The sequence below is a fragment of the Agathobaculum sp. genome (genome assembly GCF_050946325.1).
Lineage (GTDB): Bacteria > Bacillota > Clostridia > Oscillospirales > Butyricicoccaceae > Agathobaculum.
Genome location: NZ_JBMNUP010000115.1, coordinates 1 through 5,959, shown reverse-complemented (window position 1 = coordinate 5,959; position 5,959 = coordinate 1). Strand labels below are relative to the sequence as shown.

Genomic DNA, 5,959 nt, shown 5'->3' with positions numbered 1-5,959 from the left:
ATAGCTTAGTTGGCTAGAGCGTCCGGTTCATACCCGGAAGGTCATTGGTTCAAGTCCAATTACCGCTACCATTTCCCTTGGCCCGTTGGTCAAGCGGTTAAGACACCGCCCTTTCACGGCGGTAACGCGGGTTCGATTCCCGCACGGGTCACCACATGGAAGTTTAGCTCAGCTGGGAGAGCATCTGCCTTACAAGCAGAGGGTCAGCGGTTCGAGCCCGTTAACTTCCACCAAAAAAACCACAGCCGAAAGGCTGTGGTTTTTCTTTTTGCTCAAATGATAGATACTGCAAGCGCAGGCAAAGCGGTATCTCACAAAAGAACGAAAGCCTGAAATCCGCCGGCGGGCGGTTGACACGCCGCGCCGCTATTCGGTATAATAGAGGTACTTCTTCCGGCGGATTTCGCCGGATACAACGGGGTGCCCGACGGCCTGTCCGTTCGGGATAATAGGGAAAGGGGTGCGATTCCCCTGCGGTCCCGCCGCTGTAAGGGATGAGTCCGCCGCAGCAAAAGGGTCACTGATGAAGCAAATTCATCGGGAAGACCAGCGGACAGGACGATGACCCCCAAGCCAGAATACCTGCCCTGCTGAATGGAAGCGCATACGGTTGCGAGCGACAGCCGCGGTGCGGAAAGCAGGGCTTTGCCAGAGAAGGTTCGCCTTTGTGCGCCGCTCCGATGCGTTGATTGCATTCGGATGCGGCGCTTTTTTGATTGAATGGACGGAAGAAAGAGGCTGGCGGGATGGAAAAAAGTATGGGTTACCGCGGCGCGCTGCGGCGCGGGTGGACAACGGGCTCCTGCGCGGCGGCGGCTGCGCAGGCGGCGGCTGCCTTGCTGCTGACCGGCAGAGCGCCCGAGGCGATTCGCCTGCAAACGCCTGCGGGCGTGGTGTTTACGCTGCCGGTTGAACAATCGGCGCTGCGGGACGGGACGGCCGTTTGCGCGGTGCGCAAAGATGCGGGCGACGACCCTGACGTGACGAACGGCATCCGCATATTTGCCCATGTACAGAAGACGATGCGCGGTGTTACAATAGAGGGCGGAGCGGGCGTTGGCCGTGTGACAAAGCCCGGGCTTTCCGTACCGGTCGGGCAGGCGGCGATTAACCCCGGGCCGCGGGCGCAGATTGAGGCCGCGGTGCGGCAGGCGGCCGGACAGGCGGGCTATACAGGCGGCTTTCATATTATCATTGCGGCGGAAAACGGCGCGGAAGTTGCCGGGCAGACCTATAATCGCCACCTGGGTGTGATGGGCGGCATTTCCATTCTCGGCACAAGCGGCGTGGTGGAGCCGATGAGCGAAAAGGCGCTGACGGATACCATCCGGCTGGAGCTGGACAGCGTATATGCACAGGGAGAACGCACGCTGCTGCTCTGTCCCGGCAATTATGGCGCGGATTTTGCGGGAGATGCGCTGGGACTGGATTTGGAGCGGGCGGTCAAATGTTCCAACTTTGTGGGAGAGGCGCTGGACCACGCGGCGTTTCGCGGATTTGAGCGGATTTTGCTGGCGGGTCACGCCGGAAAACTGGTGAAAATTGCCGCAGGCGTGATGAATACGCATTCCGCAGCGGCGGACGGCCGGCAGGAGATATTCGCCGCCCACGCCGCCCTGTGCGGCGCGGCGCAGGATACGCTGGAAGCGCTGATGCAGGCCGTTTCGGTGGATGCCATGGTGGAAGCGCTGGATGCAGCCGGACTGCGCGGGCCGGTCTGCGCCCGTATCGGGGCAGAGATGGAAAAGCGGCTGGCGCGCCGGCTGAACGGACGGGCGCAGATCGAATTTGTGATGTTTACCAACCGGTACGGTGTGCTGGCACAGTCGCGCGGGGCGGCGGCATTATGCAGTGAATTGAGGAAAATGCGATGAAACAGGGAATTTTATATGGCGTAGGCGTGGGACCGGGGGACGCGGAACTGATGACGGTAAAGGCGTGCCGTATTCTGCGGGAAAGCGATGTGGTGATGGCCCCGCAGGCAGACGGCGGGGGGCAGACTGCGCTTGCCATCGCGGCGGACTGCATTGGAGACAAGCCCGTGATTTGCTGCGCCATGCCGATGACGCATGACAAAGCTGCGCGGGACGCGGCGCACGACAGCGCCGCGGACACGGTCTGTGCGCTGCTGGATGAGGGAAAAACGGTTGCGTTTATCACGCTGGGCGACCCGACGGTATATTCGACCTATTGGTATGTACACCGGCGGGTAGCGGCGCGCGGATACCGGACGGAACTGGTGCCGGGCGTTCCCTCGTTCTGTGCGGCAGCGGCGCGCGCCGGCCGGGCTTTGTGTATGGATGGCGAAATGCTGCACATCATTCCGGCGGCGCATGGCGCGGCGGAGGCAGGCCTTGCGCTGGAGGGAGATAAGGTGCTGATGAAGGCGGGGCGGTCGGCGCCTGCGGTGCGGGACGCGCTGGCAGCGCGCGGCGAAATGCAAAACGCCGTGCTGGTGGAGCGCTGCGGCATGGAAGGCGAGCGGATTGTGACCGACCTGCGGGAGCTGGACGGTCCGGCCGGATATTTTTCCGTTATCCTGGTAAGGGAGGACAAGGCATGATCTATTTTGTCGGAGCAGGTTCGGGCGCGCCCGATTTGATCACGGTGCGCGGCGCGCGTCTGCTGGGTGAGGCCGATGTGATCGTTTACGCGGGCTCGCTGGTCAATCCGGCGCTGCTGGAATACAAAAAAGCGGACTGCGCGGTATATGACAGCGCGAAGATGACGCTCGAAGAGGTCATTGCGGTGATGGCGCCGGCGGCGCGGGCAGGGCAGACGGTTGTGCGTCTGCACACAGGCGACCCGTGCGTGTACGGCGCGCACAGGGAGCAGATGGATGCGCTGGATAAACTGGGGCTTCCGTATGAGGTTTGCCCGGGCGTATCCTCTTTCTGCGGCGCGGCGGCGGCGCTCAAGGCGGAGTATACGCTGCCGAATGTCAGCCAGACGGTCATCCTGACCCGTATGGAAGGGCGCACGCCCGTGCCGGAAAAAGAGAAGATTGAATCGCTGGCCGCCCACGGGGCGACGATGGTGCTGTTCCTTTCGGCCGGTATGCTGGAGGAGCTGTCATCCCGCCTGATGGCGGGCGGCTATGCGCCGGAAACGCCTGCCGCCATTGTGTATAAAGCGACGTGGCCGGATGAAAAAGTCGTCCGCACCACGGTGGCAGAGCTGCCTGCTGCCGCTGCGCGCGCGGGCATCACCAAGACCGCGCTGATTACGGTGGGCGGTTTTCTGGGCGGCGGGTATGAGCGCAGCTGCTTATATGATCCTGCGTTTACCACCGGTTTCCGTGAGGCAAGCCGATGATACACGCAAAACTGGTTTCTTTTACCGATAAAGGCGCGCAAACCGCGGCGCGCGCCGCGGCGCTGCTGACGGACGCGCATGTTGAGCGGTATGCGCGCACGGTGGATGCGTCGCTCTCCGCAACAGACCTTTCCCGCTTTGCCCAGCAGGCAATGGTGGACTGTGATCTGCTCGTATTTGTCGGCGCGGCCGGTATTGCGGTGCGCGCGGTTGCGCCTTACCTGGCAGGCAAGGCGTTTGACCCTGCGGTTGTTGTGATGGACGAGGCGGGCAAATTTGTCATTCCGATCCTGTCCGGCCATTTGGGCGGCGCAAACGCGCTGGCGCAGCGGCTGGCGGCCGGTTTGGGCGCGCAGGCCGTTGTGACGACCGCAACCGATGGACGCGGCGTGTTCGCGGTGGATACATGGGCAAAGGAAAATGGCTGCGCGGTGCTGGAACCCGAGCAGATCAAATATATATCGGGCGCGCTGCTGCGCGGCGAAACGGTTGGCCTGCGGTCTGCGTTTCCGGTGGAGGGACGGCTGCCGCCGCACATCAGTATGGATGCAGCTGCGGAAAGCGGGTTTTGCATCGGGTATGATACGGCGGCGCAGCCCTTTGCGCATACGCTGCATCTGGTGCCGCGCGTTGTGCATCTTGGCGTAGGCTGCCGCCATCTTGCCCCGCTGGAGAAAATAGAGGCGGCGGTGCAGGCGGCGCTGCAAAGCGCGGGCATACCGCTTTTGGCGGTGTGCGCGGTCGGAACGGTCGATATCAAGCGGGATGAGCCGGGGATTTTGGCATTTTGTCAAAAATACGGTCTGCCGCTGCATGTTTTTGCCGCCGCCGAACTGGCCGCGGCAAAAGGAACGTTTACGGCGTCCGATTTTGTACAGCGGACGGTTGGCGTGGATAATGTGTGCGAGCGGGCGGCGGTGTTATCATCGGACGGCGGAAGGCTTGTGTGCCGCAAAACCGCGCAGGACGGCGTGACAGCCGCGCTGGCTGCACAAAACTGGAGGGCTGCATTTTGAATCTATGGATGGTGGGCGTGGATTTTGCGCATGCGCCGCTGGCACTGCGCGAGCCGGTTTGCTTTACGCGCGGGCAGGTGCAGGCGCTGCTGCCGCGCATCGCTGCGGCGCGGGGCGTTGCGGCCTGTGCGCTGCTGGCAACCTGCAACCGCACCGAACTGTATATTCATGGGGCGGAACCTGCCGAAGTGGATGTGCTTGCCGTGCTGGCGCAGGCGGCGGATTTTGACGCGGAAGCTTACCGCGCCGTGAGCGTTCGCCGCAGCGGAGATGCGGCCGTGCATCACCTGATGGCCGTGGCCGCCGGCATGGAGAGTCAGATTTTCGGGGACGATCAGATCGTTTCCCAGGTGCGCGGCGCCGCCGCGCTGGCGCGGGAGGCGGGCACGATGGACGCGGTGCTCGATACGCTTTTCCGCCGTGCGGTAACGGCGGGCAAGCGCGTGCGCACGGAAACGCGGCTGACCGGTGTGCCCGCTTCTGCGGCTGCGGCAGGCGTGCGGCGGGCGGAGACGTTTTTCGGTACGCTGCGGGAGAAAAAAGCCGTTGTCATCGGCAACGGAGAGATGGGGCGGCTGGCCGCTGCGGCGCTGCATGCGCGGGGCGCTGACGTAACGGTTACGCTCCGCACCTACCGGCACGGCGAAACTGTCGTGCCGTCCGGCTGCGCGGCGTGGCCGTATGACCGCCGGTATGAGGGGATGGAAGGCGCGGACCTTGTGGTTTCGGCCACGGCCAGCCCGCATTTTACGGTGACGGCGGACGCTGTCGCCGCCATGCACAGGCCGCCGGCGCTGCTGGTTGATTTGGCGATGCCGCGCGATATTGAGCAGACCGCGGCGCTGCACGGGCCGACCGTCTGGAATCTGGACGATTTGGGCGACCTGGGCGAGCACAATACGGCCGAACGCGCGGCGGCGGCGCAGATTATAAAGGAAGAGCAGGCAGAATGGAACGAATGGTATGCCTACCGGCAGTCGCTGCCGGTGATTGCGCAGATGAAGGATGCGGCGCTGGACCGCCTGCGGTATGACCATGCCTATGACAGCCTGTACGAGGATGCCGATCTGGACGGCCTGGCCGCGCTGGCCGTGCATAAAACGGTTGACCTGCTGCTGGGCGGCATGAAGGATATTGTCAGTCCGGAGCGGCTGGAAGCCTGCCTTGCGCATATGAAAAGGGGGAGCGGAAAATGAAACTGTACTGCATCGGCATTGGGCCGGGCGGCGAAGAGCAGATGACGCAGCGCGCCGTGTGCGCGCTGGAACAGTGCGACTGTGTTGCCGGCTATGGGCTGTATCTGACATTGATCGACGGCCTGCTTTGCGGCAAAGAGCGCATCCAGACCGGCATGACGCGCGAGGTGGACCGCTGCCTGGCCGCGCGGGACGCGGCGCTTTCCGGCAAAACGGTGGCGGTCGTGTCTTCGGGCGATGCGGGCGTATACGGTATGGCGGGACTGCTGCTTGAGGTATGCGCGCCGTATCCGGAACTTGAGGTCGAAGTCATTCCGGGCGTGACGGCCGCCTGTGCGGGCGGCGCGGTGCTCGGCGCACCGCTGACGTGTGATTTTGCCTGCGTGTCGCTTTCCGATTTGCTGACGCCGTGGGAGGTCATCGAAAAGCGGC

General features: G+C 63.4%; 6 protein-coding genes, 2 tRNA genes and 1 riboswitch. All 8 genes read left to right on the top strand.

Annotation, left to right across the window (positions count from 1 at the left end; genetic code table 11):
- The first annotated feature begins 79 nt into the window (after nucleotides 1–79).
- Nucleotides 80–154: transfer RNA gene (locus ACOYIE_RS08545), tRNA-Glu, on the top strand.
- A 3-nt stretch (nucleotides 155–157) separates the two neighbouring features.
- A tRNA-Val gene (locus tag ACOYIE_RS08540) sits at nucleotides 158–233 on the top strand.
- 168 nt (nucleotides 234–401) lie between these two features.
- A riboswitch (cobalamin riboswitch) is annotated at nucleotides 402–604 on the top strand.
- A 142-nt stretch (nucleotides 605–746) separates the two neighbouring features.
- On the top strand, nucleotides 747–1,874 hold the full coding sequence (gene cbiD / locus ACOYIE_RS08535; RefSeq protein WP_433412321.1) for a cobalt-precorrin-5B (C(1))-methyltransferase CbiD: 1,128 nt from the start codon (nucleotides 747–749) through the stop codon (nucleotides 1,872–1,874).
- Nucleotides 1,871–2,563: a precorrin-2 C(20)-methyltransferase gene (gene cobI / locus ACOYIE_RS08530; protein WP_433412319.1), complete on the top strand. Its 693-nt coding sequence runs from the start codon at nucleotides 1,871–1,873 to the stop codon at nucleotides 2,561–2,563. Before cbiD ends, cobI begins: the two co-directional genes overlap by 4 nt.
- Complete coding sequence (gene cobM / locus ACOYIE_RS08525) at nucleotides 2,560–3,315, top strand: precorrin-4 C(11)-methyltransferase (RefSeq protein WP_433412317.1); 756 nt, start codon at nucleotides 2,560–2,562, stop codon at nucleotides 3,313–3,315. The genes cobI and cobM overlap by 4 nt, the downstream gene beginning before the upstream one ends.
- On the top strand, nucleotides 3,312–4,331 hold the full coding sequence (locus ACOYIE_RS08520) for a cobalt-precorrin 5A hydrolase (protein ID WP_433412315.1): 1,020 nt from the start codon (nucleotides 3,312–3,314) through the stop codon (nucleotides 4,329–4,331). The genes cobM and ACOYIE_RS08520 overlap by 4 nt, the downstream gene beginning before the upstream one ends.
- Nucleotides 4,328–5,527, top strand: a complete 1,200-nt coding sequence (gene hemA / locus ACOYIE_RS08515; protein WP_433412313.1) for a glutamyl-tRNA reductase — start codon at nucleotides 4,328–4,330, stop codon at nucleotides 5,525–5,527. Before ACOYIE_RS08520 ends, hemA begins: the two co-directional genes overlap by 4 nt.
- The coding region (locus tag ACOYIE_RS08510; RefSeq protein WP_433412311.1) for a precorrin-3B C(17)-methyltransferase at nucleotides 5,524–5,959 on the top strand (436 nt) is incomplete at its 3' end. The genes hemA and ACOYIE_RS08510, both read left to right, overlap by 4 nt.

What these genes read in the sequence shown, in the direction of transcription:
- cbiD (WP_433412321.1), top strand. Translation starts at nt 747, where the DNA reads ATGGAAAAAAGTATGGGTTACCGCGGCGCGCTGCGGCGCGGGTGGACA.
- cobI (WP_433412319.1), top strand. Translation starts at nt 1,871, where the DNA reads ATGAAACAGGGAATTTTATATGGCGTAGGCGTGGGACCGGGGGACGCG.
- cobM (WP_433412317.1), top strand. Translation starts at nt 2,560, where the DNA reads ATGATCTATTTTGTCGGAGCAGGTTCGGGCGCGCCCGATTTGATCACG.
- ACOYIE_RS08520 (WP_433412315.1), top strand. Translation starts at nt 3,312, where the DNA reads ATGATACACGCAAAACTGGTTTCTTTTACCGATAAAGGCGCGCAAACC.